At 34.3% G+C, this 18,164-nt stretch carries 11 protein-coding genes; all 11 read left to right on the forward strand.

The features are described from left to right. The first annotated feature begins 35 nt into the window (after window positions 1-35). The 11 genes from DFQ06_RS01715 (at window position 36) to DFQ06_RS01765 (ending at window position 18,164) form a co-directional block, all read left to right on the forward strand. Window positions 36-2,237 carry a xanthine dehydrogenase family protein molybdopterin-binding subunit gene (locus DFQ06_RS01715; protein WP_235833457.1) on the forward strand — a complete coding sequence of 734 codons (2,202 nt, stop codon included), beginning with the start codon at window positions 36-38 and terminating at the stop codon, window positions 2,235-2,237. Between the two features lie 21 nt (window positions 2,238-2,258). Then, on the forward strand, window positions 2,259-3,287 hold the full coding sequence (locus DFQ06_RS01720; RefSeq protein ID WP_133965668.1) for an XdhC family protein: 1,029 nt from the start codon (window positions 2,259-2,261) through the stop codon (window positions 3,285-3,287). Window positions 3,288-3,299: 12 nt separating this feature from the next. Then, a complete protein-coding gene (locus tag DFQ06_RS01725; protein WP_133965670.1) occupies window positions 3,300-3,917 on the forward strand; it encodes a nucleotidyltransferase family protein in 618 nt (205 codons plus the stop codon). A gap of 197 nt (window positions 3,918-4,114) precedes the next feature. Beyond that, entirely contained in the window at window positions 4,115-6,412 is a 2,298-nt protein-coding gene (locus DFQ06_RS01730) for an FdhF/YdeP family oxidoreductase (protein ID WP_133965672.1), read from the forward strand. Window positions 6,413-6,576: 164 nt separating this feature from the next. Next, entirely contained in the window at window positions 6,577-9,090 is a 2,514-nt protein-coding gene (nirB, locus tag DFQ06_RS01735) for a nitrite reductase large subunit NirB (RefSeq protein WP_074936265.1), read from the forward strand. 30 nt (window positions 9,091-9,120) lie between these two features. Continuing rightward, complete coding sequence (nirD, locus tag DFQ06_RS01740; RefSeq protein WP_042494828.1) at window positions 9,121-9,498, forward strand: nitrite reductase small subunit NirD; 378 nt, start codon at window positions 9,121-9,123, stop codon at window positions 9,496-9,498. Window positions 9,499-9,509: 11 nt separating this feature from the next. Further along, entirely contained in the window at window positions 9,510-10,094 is a 585-nt protein-coding gene (locus DFQ06_RS01745; protein ID WP_133965674.1) for a DUF4202 domain-containing protein, read from the forward strand. Between the two features lie 12 nt (window positions 10,095-10,106). Then, entirely contained in the window at window positions 10,107-11,927 is a 1,821-nt protein-coding gene (locus DFQ06_RS01750) for a sensor histidine kinase (RefSeq protein ID WP_133965676.1), read from the forward strand. Window positions 11,928-12,087: 160 nt separating this feature from the next. Next, complete coding sequence (locus DFQ06_RS01755) at window positions 12,088-12,753, forward strand: response regulator transcription factor (RefSeq protein ID WP_042494830.1); 666 nt, start codon at window positions 12,088-12,090, stop codon at window positions 12,751-12,753. 338 nt (window positions 12,754-13,091) lie between these two features. Next, window positions 13,092-14,510: an MFS transporter gene (locus tag DFQ06_RS01760; RefSeq protein WP_074936260.1), complete on the forward strand. Its 1,419-nt coding sequence runs from the start codon at window positions 13,092-13,094 to the stop codon at window positions 14,508-14,510. A 132-nt stretch (window positions 14,511-14,642) separates the two neighbouring features. Continuing rightward, window positions 14,643-18,164 (forward strand): nitrate reductase, encoded by a 3,522-nt coding sequence (locus DFQ06_RS01765; protein ID WP_133965678.1) that lies wholly within the window; start codon window positions 14,643-14,645, stop codon window positions 18,162-18,164.

Raw genomic sequence — 18,164 nt, forward strand, 5'->3', positions numbered from 1 at the left:
AACCTAATATACACAAAATGGCACCTTCAAAAAAAATGACATTCAGTAGAAGATCGTTCTTAAAATCATCGGCTTTAGCTAGTGGTGGTATGATAATAGGTTTTAATTTATTCAATGCTTGTAAACCTGAAGCAAAACTTCCTGTAGATTTGAGCGCTTTAAATTACAATGATTTTAATGCGTTTATTAAAATTTCCGAAGAAGGAAAAGTAACTATTTTTTCACCTAACCCAGAAATTGGTCAAGGAGTGAAAACATCGATGCCGATGATTATCGCAGAAGAATTAGATGTGCTTTGGGAAGATGTTTACGTGGTTCAAGCACCTTTGGATACAAAAAATTATACACGGCAAGTAGCTGGTGGAAGCCAGTCTATTCGTTTTGGTTGGGAGCCATTGCGCCAAACAGGAGCCACAGCAAAGCAAATGTTGGTTAATGCTGCGGCTGCAAGATGGGGCGTTGATGCTTCAGAATGTTCTGCTAAAAATGGTGTTATTACTAACGTTAAAGGAGATAAACTTGGTTATGGTGATGTGGTTTTAGAAGCTGCAGGGCTTGAAGTTCCAGAAGATGTAACTTTAAAAGATCCTAAAGATTTTACTATTATTGGCCAAGGAAAAGGGAATGTTGATATTGATAAAATTATAACAGGAAAACCGCTCTATGGGTTAGATTATAAAGAAGAAGGAATGCTTTATGCAACAGTTTTAAGGCCTCCTGCTTTTGGTCAAATTTTAGAATCTTTTGATGATTCTGAAGCCAGGGCTTTACCGGGAGTGGTTGATGTAATTACTATTGGAGAAAAAGTAAGAGCCTATAACGATAGTGGAAAAAATAGCTGGACGATGCCAATGAGTGGTACGGATAAAGTGGTTGTGATAGGGAAAACGACTTGGGATGCCATGAAGGGAAAGAAGGCCATAAAGGCTGTTTGGAAAACCGAAACTGCTCTTGAGAGTTCTGAAACTCATGATAAAGTTCTATTAGATTTATTGGAAGGAAATAAATTTAATACTAGACGGCAAGATGGAAATGTAAAACACGCTTTTGCAAATGCCGATAAGGTTCTTGAACGTGTTTATGAGTCGCCATTTCTACCTCATAATTGCATGGAACCTATGAATTTCTTTGCTAATGTATCTCCCGAAAAAGTGCGTTTAGTTGGGCCTGTGCAAACGCCTGAAGCAGCCGCTCAAGTGGTTGCCGATTTATTGGAAAGAGATCTTGAAGATGTAAGTATCGATATGACGAGAATGGGTGGTGGTTTTGGACGCCGATTGTATGGTGATTTTGTTTATGAAGCTGCCGAGATTTCTAATGCAATTCAAAAACCAATAAAATTAGTGTCTTCCCGTGAAGATGATATGACGATGGGTGTATATCGTCCTTCTTCGAAATATAAAATATCAGCTTCAATTAAAAATGGCAAAATAACGGGATATCATTTAAAAGAAGCTTCTATTAACGGAAATATGTATGGTTTAATACCTAACTTTTTTCCAGCAGGAGCAATTGAAAACTACCAAGTAGATACCGCAAATTATAAAAGTAATATTACCACAGGAGCTTGGAGAGCGCCCTATACTAACTTCTTGGCAAGTGCAGAACAAAGCTTTTTTGATGAGTTAGCCGAAGAATTAGGTATAGATCGTGTGCAAATGCACATGAATTTATTGGATAATGTTAAAAATAATCCAGATGCTAATATAGAATACAGTCCGGAGCGATTACAAGGTGTGTTGCAATTGGCTACTGAAAATTCGAATTGGGGTAAAACCGAAGCAGGCGTTTTTCAAGGACTTTCTGTTTATTACTGCCACAATACCCATGTCGCGGAGGTTGCTGATATTACCATGGAAGATGGTGTGCCAAGTGTTAAACGAGTTACCTGTGCTGTAGATTGTGGTATTGTGGTTAATCCGTTTGGAGCAATGAATCAAATAAAAGGAGGTGTTTTGGATGGTATTGGACATGCTATGTATGCAGATTTTGGGTTTGTAGATGGTGTACCTAAATCTAATAATTTTGATAGTTATCAGATGATTAGAATGGGGCAAACGCCACAAGTAGATGTGTATTTTATTGAAAGTGATATCGATCCAACAGGATTGGGAGAGCCTACACTACCGCCTATTGGTGCTGCTGTAGCTAATGCTATTTATGCGGCCACAGGAAACAGAATTAATAAACAACCGCTTATAAATAACTTGGAGCCTAAAGAAAAAGTTTTAGGATAAAGTGTATTACTCATACTTTTTATGACACACGAATTTATAGACATTATTAATGAATCACTGCTAGCTAAAAAACGAAATTTAAAGTCCGTTTTAGCATCTGTAGTGGCGCTCGATGGCTCGTCTTATCGCAGGCCAGGTGTAAGAATGCTTATCGATGAAAATGGTGGTATGGTTGGTGCTGTAAGTGGTGGCTGCGTGGAAAAAGAAATATTAAGACAATCGGCTTCTGTTTTTAAAACAGGACAAGCTAAGATGATGACTTATGATGGAAGATATCGCTTAGGTTGTGAAGGTGTTTTGTATATTTTAATAGAGCCTATTCAGTTTTCTGATGTATTTCTAGATATGTTTTATAAGTGTATTGATGAGAGATATTCTTTTGAAATTATTTCATATTTGAATAAAAAAGAAGGTGTTTTCGATGGAATTGGTTCGTTCGTGAAATTTGATAATAGCGCAGTGTTTCCTATTTCCGAAGAAAAAGAAAATTTATCAAAATCAGAATCATTATCCGTCTTCAAACAAACTATGCCGCCAAGGTTTAAATTAATAATTATTGGTGGAGAACATGATGCGGTTCAATTATGCAAATATGCATCATTAACAGGTTGGGAGGTTTCTGTAATTACAGGACCATTAGAACCTAAATCTCTTCAAAATTTCCCTGGAGCGAAAACATTTTATGCAGTTTCTCCGGAAGAAATGAATGTTAGTAAAATAGATAACCAAACCGCTGTAGTTTTAATGACTCATAATTTTGCGACCGATTTAAGATATTTGGTTGCTTTAAAAGAAACGAATCCGGTATATATTGGCTTACTTGGTCCATCACGTAGACGAGAAGATTTATTAAATCAGTTTTTGGAATATACTCCAGAAATATCAGATATTTTTTTGGATGCTATTCATGGGCCAGCAGGAATAAATATTGGAGCAGAAACACCTCAGGAAATTGCAATTTCTATTGTTTCGGAAATTTTAGCTCTTGTTAGAAATCAGAATCCGATGTCTTTAAGTAAGAAATCAGGACGCATTCATGCTCAGGAATAGGTTTTTCATTTTATGAAAAAAGAAAACCAAAATATAGTCACTGTAGTTCTAGCAGCAGGAGCTTCGACAAGAATGAGAAGTCCTAAGCAATTACTAAATTGGGGCAATTCAACCTTATTGGAACATACCTTAAACACCGTTTTAGAGCTAAATTCATCAGAAGTTGTTGTTGTTTTAGGTGCTAATTTTGAGATTATACAAAGTGAGATTTCGAAATATCCGGTTACAGTTTTAAATAATACATCTTGGAAGGTGGGTTTGGGAAAATCTATTGCTGTTGCGGTTGAATATATTCAGAAGTTAAACTATAAAGTAGATGGTGTGATGATTGTATTAGCTGATCAGCCATTAATTGATTCTCGGTTTTTAGGAGAATTATGTAATGCATTTAATCCTAATAATAACCAGATCATAACCACTTCATATAAAAACGGAAAGCGTGGTGTGCCAGTTATTTTTGATAAATATTATTTTGAAGAATTAATGCTTTTGAATGATGACGATGGCGCTAAAACTCTCTTGAAAACGTATGCTAATTCGGTGAATTCTTTGAAACCTCAATTTGAAAATTTAGACATCGATTCTAAAGAAGATTATAATTATCTACATAAGGAAATTTTTAAAAAATAGCTTATTCATTTGTTTGTAGCTGTTTTAGAGTATGATTTTATCAAAATAGAGGATAAATCTCCGTTTGAATAAAGATATTTTTGTGTCTTATGTTTTATTTAATCATTCTTTAGCTATGAAATATTTTTATTTCAATTTGATTAAGTCTTATATAAAAATGTAATTTTAGATAATTAAAACAGAAACCACTATTATTTATGAGCAGTTCAGCAAAAGATAAAGCAAAAACACCAGAGGGATTTACCAATTTAAAAACGGAAGCCCCTCCAAAAAACACGGTAGGTTTTGGTGCTCTAAAAGCGGCTGCAATACAAGTTAATAAATACATGAAAGCTTCTGATGCGTTGAAGTTATCATTGAAAATAAATCAGAAAGGTGGTTTTGATTGTCCAGGTTGTGCTTGGCCAGATCCAGATGATGAGCGTTCTGCTATTGGTGAATACTGTGAAAATGGTATGAAAGCTATTGCTGAAGAAGCACAGAATAAAACCATTAATCGCGATTTTTTTGCAAAATATTCTGTTGATGAATTGGCAAATTTTACCGATTTTGAAATTGGTAAATCAGGTCGTTTAGCAGAACCTATGTTTTTGCCGGAAGGGGCTACGCATTACCAATCCATTTCTTGGGAAGCTGCTTTTGAGAAAGTAGGAAGCCATTTAAATGCGCTAAATAATCCAGACGAAGCAGCTTTTTATACCTCAGGGAGAACAACGAATGAGGCGGCTTTTTTATATCAATTATTTGTACGCGAATTTGGAACTTCAAATTTACCCGATTGTTCGAATATGTGTCATGAAGCTAGTGGAAGTGCGCTTACTGAAACTTTAGGTATTGGTAAAGGCTCGGTAAAATTAGACGATTTATATAAAGCTGAAGTGGTTATGGTTATTGGTCAAAACCCAGCAACGAACCATCCAAGAATGCTAAGTGCTTTAGAAAAATGTAAAAATAATGGCGGTAAAATAATAGCGATTAATCCGTTGCCAGAAGCGGGCTTAATTAAATTCACCGATCCTCAAAATCCTATAAAATTATTAACAGGTGGTACAAAATTAGCCGATGTTTTTGTGCCAATTACTATAAATGGCGATGTGGCTTTTATAAAGGCAATTCTTCTAAAATTATTAGAAAAAGAAGAGGAGCTAGGTAATGTTTTTGATAAACATTTTATTGAAGAATATACTAGTGATTACAACGCGTTTGTAGCAGATTTAAAAACTTATAATTTTGATGAATGCTTAAAAGCTTCGGGTGTTTCTGTAGATATTTTTAATCAAACTTTTGATTTAATTTTAAACAATGAAAAAATTATTGTCTGTTGGGCCATGGGGTTAACGCAGCATGAAAATGCAGTTGATAATATTCGAGAACTTGTTAATTTACTTTTGTTAAAAGGAAGTATTGGTAAGGAAGGCGCAGGAACTTGTCCTGTACGCGGGCATTCTAACGTGCAAGGCGACAGAACGGTTGGTATATGGGAAGCTGCTCCACAAGCTTTTTTGGATAAAATTGAAACTAAGTATGGATTTAAGCCAAGTGCAAAACATGGTTTTTCAGTTATTGAAACCATTAAAGCCATGTACGAGAAAAAGGTAAAAGTCTTTTTTGGTTTAGGTGGTAATTTTATTTCAGCTGTGCCTGATACGGGTTATTCAGCCCAAGGATTAGCTAATTGTAACTTAACGGTGCATGTGAGTACAAAATTAAATCGTTCGCATTTGGTTACCGGTAAAGAAGCTTTGATTTTACCATGTTTAGGGCGTACCGAAAAAGATTATCAAAAATCTGGAGAACAGGTGCAAAGTGTAGAGAATTCAATGGGTGTGGTATCATCTACTAAAGGTATTTTAGAGCCATGCTCTGATGATTTATTAAGTGAGGTCGCTGTAGTTTGTGGTGTTGCACATGCGACTTTAAAACATAAAACTAAGGTGAAATGGTTATCTTATAAAGATGATTATAAATTGGTTCGTGATGATATTGCGGAAGTGGTTTCTGGTTTTGAGGATTACAATACGCGTTTAAAAAATCCTTCAGGCTTTTATTTACCAAATGGGGCTCGCGTTAGAAAATTTAACACCAAAACAGGAAAAGCTAATTTTTCGGTTAATAAACTTCCTGAATGGAAATTAAAGGATGATGAATTGATTATGATGACAATACGTAGTCACGACCAATTTAATACTACAATTTACGGATTAGATGATCGCTACAGAGGTGTTTTTAACGAACGTCGTATTATTTTTATGAATCGTGAAGACATGGAGGTACGTGGCTTAAAAGAACATCAGGTGGTTAATTTAAAGTCAGAATTTAAAGGTGTTAAACGCCATGCTAACAACTTTAAAGTGGTTGGTTATGATATCCCTAAAAACTGCTGTGCTACATATTTTCCTGAAACTAATGTGCTGGTACCATTAGATAGTTTTGCGCATACCGCAAAGACTCCAGCATCTAAAAGTGTGGTGATTACGGTAGAAGCATCTGTTTAAATCCTGATATTTTGATAATTCATAATCCTGTTTTTTGCCTAATACTTAATTAAACGATTGTCAATTTAGGAAATATGTAATTATTAGGGCACTACGTAAAAAACTATATGTTTAAGTATTAAAATTAAGTAAAATTACTTAGTTTTGTATTAAATACGTAGTTTATGAAAAATATCATAGTTGTTGGAAATGGAATGGTTGGTTATAAATTTTGTGAAAAATTTGTAGCACAATCTGGAAATGAAGCATTTAAAGTAACGGTTTTTGGTGAAGAACCTCGCCCAGCGTACGATCGTGTACACTTAAGTGAGTTTTTTGAAAATCAAGATGCTAAAGCTTTAGAAATGGCACCTGCCGAATGGTATGCCGAAAATGGTATAGAATTAATAACAGGTGAACGTGTTAGTGATATTCATCGTTCAAAAAAGACCATAACAACGGTTAAAGACCGTGAATTTTCATACGATTACTTAGTTTTAGCTACGGGATCATCTGCTTTTGTTCCACCAATAAAAGGTGTTGAAAAAGAAGGTGTTTTTGTATATAGAACTATTGAAGATCTAGAAGGCATGTTGGCGTATGCAGAAAAGGTTAAAAAGACAAATCCTAACCCTAGAGCTGCTGTGCTTGGTGGTGGGTTATTAGGTTTAGAAGCTGGTAAAGCTGCTATGGATATGGGTTTAGAGCCGCATATTGTAGAGTTCGCTTCTAAATTAATGCCAAGGCAGTTAGATTCACGTAGTAGCCAAGTGCTTCAATTAAAATTGGAGTCTATCGGTTTAAATATTCACCTAAGTAAAGCAACCAATCAAATTTTAGGAGATAAAGCAATTACGGGAATGGAGTTTGGAGAAGACGACGTTTTAGATTGCGATATGCTTATTATTTCAGCAGGAATTAGACCAAGAGATGAACTTGGAAAAACTTGCGGTTTAGAAATGGGGGTACGTGGTGGTATTGTGGTTGATAACAAGATGCAAACATCGGACGATAGTATTTATGCTATTGGTGAAATTGCTCTTTACAATCAAATGATTTTTGGTTTAGTAGCTCCAGGTTATGATATGGCTGGTGTTGCTGTCGATCAAATTTTAGGTAAAACCGAAAGTTTAATGCCTGCCGAAATTGATATGTCTACCAAATTAAAATTAATTGGTGTTGATGTGGCGAGTTTTGGTGAACCTTTTATGCCGGCATCAAAAGGGCATTCGGTTATTTTTGAAAATAAAACACAACATTTATATAAACGAATTAATGTAAGTCTCGACGGTAAAAGTCTTTTAGGAGGGATTTTAGTTGGTGATGCATCCGATTATAATATGCTTCATCAAGTATACTTAAATGGTATGGCTATCCCGGAAGATGCTGCACAATTAATATTACCAGCAACCGAAGGCGGTGCTTTTGGTAGTGCTTTAGATTTACCGGATACGGCGCAAATTTGTTCTTGCGAAAACGTGAGTAAAGGTCAAATTTGTGGTGCTATTAAAGATGGTTCTTGCGAAGATTTAGCCGGTGTAATTTCATCTACTAAAGCCAGTACAAGTTGTGGAGGTTGTAAACCTATGGTTACCGATTTGGTAAACGAAACGTTGAAATCTCTTGGTAAAACGGTTAAAAATGTCATTTGTGAGCATTTTGAATATAGTCGTCAAGAATTATATGGTATTATAAAAATTAAAAAACTGACCTCTTTTAATGAGGTTCTTGATACTTGTGGAACCGGTCATGGTTGCGAAACTTGTAAACCATTAGTATCTTCTATTTTTGCTAGTTTATATAATTTCACTCCAAATAAAGAAGATGTTACACAAGATACAAACGATAAATTCTTAGCCAATATTCAACGTAACGGAACGTATTCTGTAGTACCAAGAATTGCTGGTGGAGAAATTACACCCGAAGGTTTAATTGTTCTAGGTCAAATTGGTTCTAAATACAATTTATATACAAAAATTACCGGTGGTGCACGTATCGATTTCTTTGGAGCAGAATTAAACGATTTACCCGCTATTTGGAAAGAGTTAATAGATGCTGGTTTCGAGAGTGGACATGCCTATGGTAAATCTTTAAGAACAGTAAAAAGTTGTGTAGGTTCTACTTGGTGTCGTTACGGTTTAGATGAGAGTATTTCTTTCGCTATAGAATTAGAAAATAGATATAAAGGTTTGCGTTCTCCGCATAAATTAAAAGGTGGGGTTTCGGGATGTATTCGTGAATGTGCCGAAGCTCGTGGAAAAGATTTTGGCGTAATTGCTGTAGAAGGTGGTTGGAATTTATACGTTGGTGGAAATGGTGGTGCAACCCCAAGACATGCCGAGTTATTAGCTGAAAAAATAGATAATGAAACGGTTTTAAAATATTTAGATCGTTACTTAATGTATTACATACAAACAGCTGCTCCATTAATGAGAACTGCTGCTTGGTTAGATAAGTTAGAAGGTGGTATCGAACAATTGAAAAAAATTGTAATTGATGATAGCTTAAATATTGCTTCGGAATTAGAAAAAGAAATGCAGTTTTTGATCGATGCTTACGAGTGTGAATGGAAACAAGCTATAGAGAATGAAAACACTAAAAAACGTTTTAATCATTTTGTGAATTCAGATGATAGAGATGATAATTTAGTATTTGTTCCTATGAGAGATCAAAAAATGCCAGAACACTGGAAAAATTAAAAATAATTCTTATTTCAAACAGATATATTTATGGAAACTTTATTATCAAAATACAAAACAGTAAAAGAAGAAGACGTAAAAGTTTGGTTTAAAGCAGCTTCAGTAGATGCCTTTCCTAAAGATGGAGGAGCATGTGTAAAGTATAAAGATTTGCAAATTGCTGTTTTCAATTTTTCTAGATTAAATACATGGTACGCTTGTCAAAATTTGTCTCCAGAAAAACAAGAAATGGTTTTATCTAGAGGTATGTTAGGCGATCATAAAGGAATTCCAAAAATAGCTTGTCCGTTGCATAAAAAAACATTTTCATTACTAACAGGAGAGAATTTAAATGGAGATTTAGACCCCATTGCAACTTATCCTGTTAAAATTGAAGGAGAAAATGTGTATATTGGCTTTTCAGATTAAAAAATGAAAAAATGAAACCTACAAGATTTGAAACTGCGATTGCTTTAATTGATAAAAAAAATGCTGAAGATGTAAATACGTATTCGGTTTCGGGTATGGAATATCCGAAAGAATTATTGTACTCACAACGCATGAGTAGAACCTTGTTGCAGTTTGACCCGAATGCTTCTAAAGCCTTGCAGATAGCTGCTAGAGCTCAGCATATTTGCAGATGGAAAATTGCTAGAAATGAATACCCAATGGATCGTGTTGGTTATTTAAAATGGCGCCAAGATTTAAAGCAAATGCATGCAGAATTAACTGGTGACATTTTAAAAGAAGTAGGTTACGATGATGAATTTATAGACCGTGTTAAGGCTATTGTACTTAAAAAACTAATTAAGAAAAATAAAGAATCTCAAACTATTGAAGATGTTATTTGTTTAGTGTTTCTTGATTTTTACTTCGATGAGTTCGCTGCTAAACACAGCGATGAAAAAATAATTGATATTCTACAAAAAACTTGGAAGAAAATGTCTGATGAAGGCCATGCCGAGGCATTGAAAATTAAGTTTACCGAAAAGAGTTTAGCTTTGGTAAAAGAAGCTATTTCTTAAAAATTAAAATAAATGACAAAAAACGGCAATTCTTTAGATCAGCGTACGTTTGGTAAATTGAGCCGTTTATATATTATTGCCTTAAGCACCATTGCTTTATCGGTAATTGTAAGTAATATATTTGTTCGTCAGCATTTAAAGGCGCAGCAGAGTGATTCTACAGTTATAAATGTTGCGGGTAGGCAACGTATGCTGAGTCAGAAACTTACCAAAGAAATTTTATTACTAGCTACTGCAGAAACTCCTAGGGCAAGTATTGTTATTAAAGACCGGTTAAAGGAAACATTGTCACTTTGGCAATTATCTCATAATGCTTTACAACAAGGAGATGTTGAATTAGGTCTACCTGCGGAAAATAGCAAAGATATTTCCATAAAATTTAAAGCTTTAAATGTTGTTTTTGAAGTTATAGAAAAAGCTGCACAGCGCATTATTACTAGTATCGAAAGTAAGGATAGTTTGGTTCTTGAAAGTTTTAATAAAGATATTAACTTGGTTAGAGATAACGAGGGTGATTTCTTATTAATCATGGATCAAATAGTGAATCAGTATAGTTTAGAGGCGGACGAAAAAGTACGCTGGCTAGGCACACTAGAGACGCTTTTAATGGTTTTAACGTTAGTTATTTTATTAGGAGAATTACTGTTTATATTTTGGCCAACAGCAAAATCGGTTCGTGCAACTTTAGCAGAATTACTCAAGGCCGAAAAGCATGCTAAAAAAATGGCTTTCGATGCTGATGAGCTTAGTTATGCTAAAGAAAAATCTATTAAAGAATTACGTGCTTTAAGTCAGGCGATGGATGAGACCTTGCTTTTTGCTCGTATTTTATCTAGCGGTCAAATTATCCATATTGGTAATAAGTTTTCAAGACGTTTTAAATTTTCTAGATTTAATGATACGGCTATGTTTTGGAATGTGATGTCTACTATAGAAAGTGAGAAAATAGCATTAGAAAACTTAGTAACAAAATATAAAAAAACGGGTTGGCAAGGTGAAGTAAAAGCAACTACTAAAGAAGGAGAAAGCATTTGGTTAGAAATGGCTATAATTCCTTTTAGTCCAAATGATGAGAAAACCGAACTTCTTATTATAGCTTCTGAAATTACGGAGCGAAAGGCGGGACAATTGGAAATTGAACGTTTAAATAAAAAGAATTTTCAAGAAGAGATAAGTCAGCAAAAAATTATTTCAAGTAAAATTATTGAGAATCAAGAAAAAGAACAGAACCGTATAGCTAAAGATGTTCATGATGGCATTGGGCAAATGCTTACAGGTTTAAAATATAATTTGGAAAGCATAAATATAAACGATATTGAAAAAACGGCTTCCAAAATTGAACACCTAAAAGAGCTTACCACTAATATTATAAAAGGTGTACGTACGGCAACATTTAATTTAACACCGCCAGAATTATCCGATCATGGTATAGTGCCAGCAATAACTAAACTCACAAAAGAATTAGCTAGACTTACAGCAAAAGAAATTGTGTTTTTTAATAAAACCGATTTTTCTGACCGCTTAGATTCTTTAGTTGAAATCAATATTTATAGAATAACCCAGGAAGCGATAAATAATGCGATAAAATACGCCGATTCCACTCATATTTTAGTGTCGCTTTCTCATAGTAAAAATATTTTAAGCATTGTTATTGATGATAACGGTAAAGGTTTTGATCCTCAAAATGTAAAAAACTTTAAAAATGCTGATGGAGGTATGGGAATGACTTTTATGAAAGAACGTATAAAATATATAGATGGCCGTTTGTTTCTAAGCTCTGAGGAAGGCAAAGGAACTCGAGTTACTTTGAATATTCCTTTAAGGGATGATTAGTTTTTTATTTTCTTTTGTCATGTCAAGGCATCGAGACATCACATAAGAGTGAGGTTTCTAATTTAGTTATGTGATTTCTAATAACACTAAGCCAACAATCAAATTCAAATTACGTAGCATTACTTAAAAAGTCTTACTTTTGTACTTATAATTGTTATTTATGGATATTATTAATGTTGTATTAGCAGATGATCATGTTTTAGTTCGTGATGGAATAAAGGCGCTTTTAGAAGATCAGTCTGGTGTAGTTGTTATAGACGAAGCTTCAAACGGAAAAGAGGCTTTGGAAGTTCTTAAAACCAATAAACCACATGTGCTAATTATCGATATACGTATGCCAGAAATGAATGGTATTGATGCTGTTAGAGAGGTTAATCGATTATATACAGATGTTCGCACACTTGTACTATCTATGCATGATTCGGAAGAGTATGTGTTACAAGCCATTCAAGCTGGAGCCGATGGTTACTTATTAAAAGGAGCAAGTAAGGAAGAGTTTTTAAAAGCTTTGAATAAAGTAGCTTCTGGTGGAAAATATTTTACAGGAGATGTGTCAGCTATTATCATGAATAACTTTGTTAACGGTAATACAAATACAGCTGTTGCTCCAAAAGTAAAACCTGTAGAAGATCCTTTTAAGCTTACAAAGCGCGAAAAACAAATACTTAATTTAGTACTTCAGCTTAAAAATAATAAAGATATTGCAGACGAGCTAAACATTAGTAAACGTACAGCAGAAGTGCATCGGTTTAATCTTATGAAAAAATTAGAGGTTAAGAATTTAATGGAACTATCTAATAAAGCCAAGGAATACGGATTAGAGTAAACAAATTAACGATAACTACTTACAAGTTTTAAGTAGTGTTTACATATTAGAGTTGTTAGGTTTTTATAAACTTATCAGCTCTTTTTTATGCTTTATTTTTATTTAAAACTGTTATAATTATTATGTATAATGGTTTAGTTTATAAATAATTAAGCTGTTTTTTGTCTTCTGTTAATTATCATAATATAAGTTTCTTCTTAAAATTTAATACCATTTTACCAGATCCTCAAAAAGTTTAAACTAAAATTGTTAATCTAGTATAAATTTATAAATACGTATATGTTTTACGTATAAATTAAGTAATTATACTTAGTTTTGTAAGTATAAAATTATCAATTATGGCAAATTTAGCACAAGCAAAGTCAACAACACTAAGTTTATTAGATTTTAAAAGCGTTTCTACACGAACATTTTGGATAACTTCTATATCGTTTTTCATGTGTTTTTTCGCATGGTTCGGTATTGTTCCATTTATGCCCGATGTGGTTAAAGACTTAGGTTTAACACCAGATCAAAAATGGAATTCTATAATTTTAGCCGTGTCAGGAACCGTGTTTGCGCGTTTGCTTATCGGTAAATTATGTGATAAGTATGGTCCAAGGTTATGTTATACTTGGTTACTTACTATTGGAGCGATACCTGTAATATTATGTGGTTTGGTACAAACGCCAACGCAGTTTTTAATTTGTAGATTATTTATTGGTTTTATTGGAGCGTCATTTGTTATCACGCAAGTACATACATCTTTAATGTATGCGCCAAACATTGTTGGTACAGCAAATGCAACATCTGCCGGATGGGGAAACCTTGGTGGAGGAGCGAACAGATTAGGTATGCCATTAATTGCTGCCGCTGTTGTTAGTTTTGGTGTTGCCGATGCTGATGCATGGAGATATTCTATGATTGTTGCAGGAATTGTTTGTTTCTGTATGGGGATTATTTATTTCTTCTTTACTAAAGATACACTTAACGGAAATTTTAAAGACTTGAGAGCTTCAGGAGAAATGGTTTCAACTAAAAAAGATCAAATTGGGTTTTTAGAAGTCTTGAAAGATTATAGAGTTTGGATTTTATTTGTGGTTTATGCAGCTAGTTTTGGTATCGAGTTAACGGTTTATGGTACTATGGATGATTATCTTCAAAACACCTTTCAATTAGAGCGTGTTACAGCAGGAAACATTGTGTTATCATTCGCGTTAATGAATATTTTTGCAAGAACATTGGGCGGATTCTTTGGAGATAAATTCGGGAAATTAAAAGGATTAAGAGGGCGAGTTTTGTTTTTAGCATTCATTTTAGCTATACAAGGTTTAATGTTAATTACGTTCTCTACTACAACAAGTATTGTAATTGGTGTGGCATTCTTAATATTATTTAGTTTATCAGTTCAAATGGCAGAAGGTGCAACGTTTTCGGTAGTTCCATTTATAAATAAAAAAGCTATAGGTTCGGTTTCAGGAATTGTTGGAGCAGGAGGTAATGTAGGTGCGTTTTTAGCAGCAATGCTATTAAAATCACAATCGGCCGTAGCGGAAAAAGGCGCCATCATTGCTAGTCAAGGTTTAGGCGAAGAGGCTATTAAAGCCGCACAATCAGCAGCATCAGCTACCGCAGTTTCTAGTGGCTATTTCATAATTGGTGTCACAGTAGTTATAACTGCGGTAGTTTCTTTATCTATTCGTTTTTCAACGGAAGATGAGAAAGTTGCAAAAGTAGATGGTTTAGTAAAACCAGAGAACTTAATTCTGGTAAAGTAAAAGGTAGTATTACAAAGGTGTTTTTAATAAATAATAAATTAAATGCATCTTTTTTAAAGTATTCAGAATAATAAAAAATGAATTTGTTTTCTGAAGTTAAATAATGTTACTTAGTGTAAAATGTGAATCTCAATGATTAAAAACGAAGTAAAAACAACGTGTTCATATTGTGGTGTAGGCTGCGGAATTATTGTTAAAAAAGATAGCAATGGTAAAGTGCTGGTCGAGGGCGATAAAGATCATCCGGTAAACAAAGGTATGTTGTGCTCAAAAGGTATGAATTTGCATTATGTAGCCAATGATGTTTCCGATAGAATTCTATACCCAGAAATGCGTTGGAGTCGTTCACATCCAAGAGAGCGTGTAAGTTGGGACGAAGGTTTAGATCGTGCAGCGAGTGTTTTTAAATCGATTATAAAAAAACATGGACCAGATAGCGTTGCATTTTACGTATCGGGACAAAGTTTAACCGAAGAATATTATATCGCAAATAAGCTTGCTAAAGGTTTTATAGGGACTAATAATATTGATACCAACTCTAGGCTGTGTATGAGTTCTGCAGTGGTTGGATACAAAAAAACATTTGGAGAAGATAGTGTGCCGGTATCTTACGAAGATATTGAGTTGGCCGATTGTTTCCTTATTACAGGTGCAAATCCTGCTTGGTGCCATCCTATTTTATTCCGACGCATAGAAATGCGTAAAGAAGCAAATCCGGAGGTGAAAATTATAGTTATTGACCCTAGAAAAACCGATTCTGCTAATTTTGCCGATTTACATTTACAATTACTTCCAGGAACCGATGTTATTTTATACAATGCCATCGGAAGATGTTTGTATAAAAGAGGTTTAATAGACGAAAAATTTATAAAAAAACATACTGAAGGTTTTCAAGATTATAAAGAATTAATATTTAAAACGTCATTAAAACAAGCTTCAAAACTTTGTGGTGTAGAGGAAAAAGATATTAGAAAAGCAGCCGATATTATTGGCGTTTCTAAAGGGTTTATTAGTATGTGGGCCATGGGACTTAACCAAAGTGTGGTTGGTACCGATAAAAATGTATCACTACTTAATTTATCTTTAATTACGGGTCAGGTTGGAAAACCAGGATCAGGACCGTTTTCATTAACAGGTCAGCCCAACGCTATGGGCGGGCGGGAAGTAGGAGGTATGGCAAATTTACTTGCTGTACATAAAGATTTAGGCAACGAAGAACACCGTCGTGAAGTAGCTCAGTTTTGGGGCGTCGATCAAATCTCACCTAAACCAGGTTTAACCGCTACAGAACTATTTGATGCTTTAGAAAACGGAAAATTGAAAGCGGTTTGGATTGCTTGTACTAACCCATTGGTGAGTATGCCGAACACCCACAAAATTGAAAGTGCCATGAAAAAGGCGAAGTTTGTAGTGGTTCAAGAAATTTCGCATAAATCGGATACTTTAGAATATGCCGATTTAGTATTACCAGCAGCAGGTTGGTTAGAGAAAGAAGGAACGATGACAAATTCTGAGCGTCGTATATCATATTTACCAAAAGAAATTGAAGCTCCAGGAGAAGCGCGACCAGATGTTGAAATATTCTGCGATTTTGCACAACGTATGGGCTTCCGAGGGTTTAATTTTAATAATGCTTCGGAAATTTACGATGAGTACGCATCAATGACCAAAGGAACAAATATTGATGTATCTTACTTAAATTACGATAGATTAAAGAACGAAGGCACCTTTCAATGGCCAGTTCCGGAATATAGACATAAAGGAACACCACGTTTATTTGAAGATAAAAAATTTTATACACCATCTCAAAAAGCGATATTCAATTTACCATCAACCATCGAGAATACTTCGGTGCAACCTAATGGCGAGTATCCTTTAATTTTAACAACCGGTAGAGTGCGCGATCAATGGCACACCATGACAAAAACTGGTAAAGTATCGCGTTTAAAAACGCATTATCCAACTCCTGTTTTAGAAATTAATCCGGTAGATGCGTTCTTAAATAAAATTAAAGATGGTGATATTTCAGAAATAAAAAGTACAAACGGTGTTGTGCGTGTTCGTGCAAAAGTAACGGACACTATTAAAAAAGGCGTTGTATTTCTTCCAATGCATTGGGGTAAACAACTTCAAAGTAATTTAAATAGAGCAAACAACTTAACAAATACCCATGTAGATCCCGTTTCTAAAGAACCTGATTTTAAATTTACCTGTGTATCTGTCAATAAATATAAAAAGCCAGTAGATAAAATTATTATTGTTGGTGCAGGAGCAGCCGCTTTTAGGTTTGTTCAAAATTATAGAGAATCTAACGAGGTCGATGAAATTCATGTATTTTCAAAAGAGCCTAATTTATTCTATAACCGCGTTTTATTACCAGAGTATATTACTGAAGAATTAACGTGGGATGCGCTTTTAAAAATTAAACAATTAGAATTAAAAAAACTTAAAATAACAGTTCATCCAGAAACCTCTATTTCAAATATAGATTCTAAACACAACGTTGTTACCGATAGTAATGGCGTAGAACATAGCTATAGTAAACTTATTTTGGCAACGGGAAGTCGTGCATTTATACCAAGCGGTGTACAAATAGATTTACCAGGTAGATTTACCATGCGAAATAAGCAAGATGCCGATAGTTTTAAAGCTTATTTAGATGCTACGGGTTTACCTCCAGAAGAGCAACATGTTGTAATTGTAGGTGGTGGTTTATTAGGTTTAGAGTTGGCAGCAGCCATGAAACATAAAAACGTAAAAATCACTATAATTCAACGCGCATCACGCTTAATGGAACGTCAGTTAGATCAGGTTTCTAGTAAACTTTTAGCATTAGATGTGCAGGAGCGAGGTATTCAAATTTATTTTGATAATGAAGTTAGCACTGTTTTTGATGATGATGATACAGGCGAAATTAATATTACTCTTAAAAGTGGAAAGTTTTTAACAGCAAACGCTATTGTTTATGCTATTGGTACGCGTCCTAATATAGAGATAGCCAAAGAAAATGGTATTCTGTGCGGACGTGGCGTTAAGGTAAATCAGCATTTGCAATCGTCTATTCCAAATATATTCGCTATTGGTGAAATTGCAGAATTTAACAATCAACTATTCGGTATTACATCGGCAGCAGAAGAGCAGGCTAATATTTTAGCAAACTTTATAGCTGGCGATATTAGTGTATCGTACAGCGGTTCTGTTTTAATGAATATTTTAAAATTCAACGATTTAAACCTTTGTAGTATTGGAGAAATTAATATTCCGGAAAACGATTTAAGTTACCAAGAAATTATATTTACCGATATCTCAAAACGCTATTACAAAAAATGTATTGTAAAAGACGATTTGTTAATAGGTGCTGTTTTAATGGGCGATAAAAATGAGTTTGCCGAGTTTAAAACCATGATTGAGAGTAAAATTGAAATGGCCGATAAACGAAATACATTGCTTCGTGGTGCTTCAAACGATGTTCCGGTTATAGGTAAATTAGTGTGCTCATGCAGTCAAGTAGGCGAAGGAAATATAGTAGAAGCCATCGAAAAAGGCTGTAAAGATTTTACAGAACTTTGCAATAAAACAGGAGCAGGTTTAGGTTGCGGAAGTTGTAAAACAGAAGTAAAAGAAATTTTGAATAACACGAAAGTATTAGCATAA

The sequence above is a fragment of the Algibacter lectus genome (assembly GCF_004368925.1).
GTDB lineage: Bacteria > Bacteroidota > Bacteroidia > Flavobacteriales > Flavobacteriaceae > Algibacter > Algibacter lectus.

Excerpts from the sequence above, each read along its gene's own strand:
- DFQ06_RS01715 (WP_235833457.1), top strand. The coding sequence starts at position 36 with ATGACATTCAGTAGAAGATCGTTCTTAAAATCATCGGCTTTAGCTAGT.
- DFQ06_RS01720 (WP_133965668.1), top strand. The coding sequence starts at position 2,259 with ATGACACACGAATTTATAGACATTATTAATGAATCACTGCTAGCTAAA.
- DFQ06_RS01725 (WP_133965670.1), top strand. The coding sequence starts at position 3,300 with ATGAAAAAAGAAAACCAAAATATAGTCACTGTAGTTCTAGCAGCAGGA.
- DFQ06_RS01730 (WP_133965672.1), top strand. The coding sequence starts at position 4,115 with ATGAGCAGTTCAGCAAAAGATAAAGCAAAAACACCAGAGGGATTTACC.
- nirB (WP_074936265.1), top strand. The coding sequence starts at position 6,577 with ATGAAAAATATCATAGTTGTTGGAAATGGAATGGTTGGTTATAAATTT.
- nirD (WP_042494828.1), top strand. The coding sequence starts at position 9,121 with ATGGAAACTTTATTATCAAAATACAAAACAGTAAAAGAAGAAGACGTA.
- DFQ06_RS01745 (WP_133965674.1), top strand. The coding sequence starts at position 9,510 with ATGAAACCTACAAGATTTGAAACTGCGATTGCTTTAATTGATAAAAAA.
- DFQ06_RS01750 (WP_133965676.1), top strand. The coding sequence starts at position 10,107 with ATGACAAAAAACGGCAATTCTTTAGATCAGCGTACGTTTGGTAAATTG.
- DFQ06_RS01755 (WP_042494830.1), top strand. The coding sequence starts at position 12,088 with ATGGATATTATTAATGTTGTATTAGCAGATGATCATGTTTTAGTTCGT.
- DFQ06_RS01760 (WP_074936260.1), top strand. The coding sequence starts at position 13,092 with ATGGCAAATTTAGCACAAGCAAAGTCAACAACACTAAGTTTATTAGAT.
- DFQ06_RS01765 (WP_133965678.1), top strand. The coding sequence starts at position 14,643 with ATGATTAAAAACGAAGTAAAAACAACGTGTTCATATTGTGGTGTAGGC.